The 1,281-nt window shown below is 68.9% G+C and carries 1 protein-coding gene; it reads left to right on the top strand.

The window, feature by feature from the left end; all coding sequences use genetic code 11:
• Positions 1–79: 79 nt before the first annotated feature.
• Positions 80–1,281, top strand: a 1,202-nt coding sequence (locus ACIQUT_RS40310; protein WP_403570717.1) for an acyltransferase domain-containing protein, incomplete at its 3' end; no start/stop codon positions are given.

Below are 1,281 nucleotides of genomic sequence, written 5' to 3'. Positions count from 1 at the left end.
CGGCACGGCTGATGGTCCGGTGCGTTGTGCGGTGGTGTTCACGGGGCAGGGGAGTCAGCGGCTGGGGATGGGTCGTGGCTTGTATGAGGCGTTTCCGGTGTTTGCGGAGGCGTTGGACGAGGTCGTGGGGTTGTTCGCGGCGGAGTTGGGTGGGCCGTCGTTGCGTGGGGTGATGTTCGGTGAGGACGGCTCTGGTGAGGGGTTGTTGGACCGGACGGTGTGGGCGCAGCCGGCGATCTTCGCGCTTGAGGTGGCGTTGTTCCGGTTGGTGTCGTCGTGGGGTGTGCGGCCGGATTTCGTGATGGGTCATTCGGTGGGGGAGATCGTGGCTGCGCATGTGGCCGGGGTGTTGTCGCTGGGTGATGCGGTGCGGTTGGTGGCGGCGCGGGGTCGGTTGATGCAGGCGTTGCGTGCGGATGGTGCGATGGCTGCGGTCGAGGGCGGCGAGGAGGAGGTGCGGGCTGTTCTTGCTGCCGGTGGGTTCGGGGGCCGGTTGGAGATCGCGGCGGTCAACAGTGCGGTGTCGGTGGTGGTGTCGGGTGATGCGGATGCGGTGGAGGAGTTCGCGGGGCTGTGGAAGGGGCGGGGTCGTCGGGCCAAGCGGTTGACGGTCAGTCATGCGTTCCATTCGCCGCACATGGACGGGATGTTGGAGGAGTTCCGGGGGGTCGTGGAGGGGCTTGGGTTCTCGGCTCCGGTGGTGGCGTTGGTGTCGAACGTGTCGGGTGGGCTTGCTGATCCGGTTGAGGTGTGTTCGGCGGAGTACTGGGTGCGTCATGTGCGGCGTGAGGTCCGGTTCCTGGACGGGGTGCGGGCGTTGCGGGCCGAGGGCGTCTCGGTGTTCTTGGAGTTGGGTCCGGATGGTGTGTTGTCGGCGTTGGGCCCGGACTGCCTGAGTCCTGAGGATGCCGAGGGCGATGTCGCGCCGGTGTTTGCGGCGACGTTGCGTGGTGATGGTGGGTCGGAGCCGGGTGCGGTGCTGGAGGGGCTCGCCCGGGTGCACGCGCAGGGTGTGGGTGTGGACTGGGCCGGGGTGTTGGGTGCCGGGCCGGTCGGGGAGGGGTTGCCGACGTATGCGTTCCAGCGGGAGCGGTTCTGGCTCGATGTTCCGGCTCGTTCGGGTGATGTGGCCGGTCTGGGTCTGACGGCGGCGGGGCATCCGCTGCTGGGTGCGGTGGTGTCCCTGCCCGATGGCCGCGGCACCCTGTGGACCGGCCGCCTGTCCACGGCCGAACACCCCTGGCTCGCCGACCACACGCTCTACGGTCAGGCCGTCCTGCC

The organism is Streptomyces sp. NPDC090445 (assembly GCF_044769385.1).
GTDB lineage: Bacteria > Actinomycetota > Actinomycetes > Streptomycetales > Streptomycetaceae > Streptomyces.
Note: the sequence above shows the minus strand (reverse complement) of the source record. Positions and strands in the feature narration are given on the sequence as shown.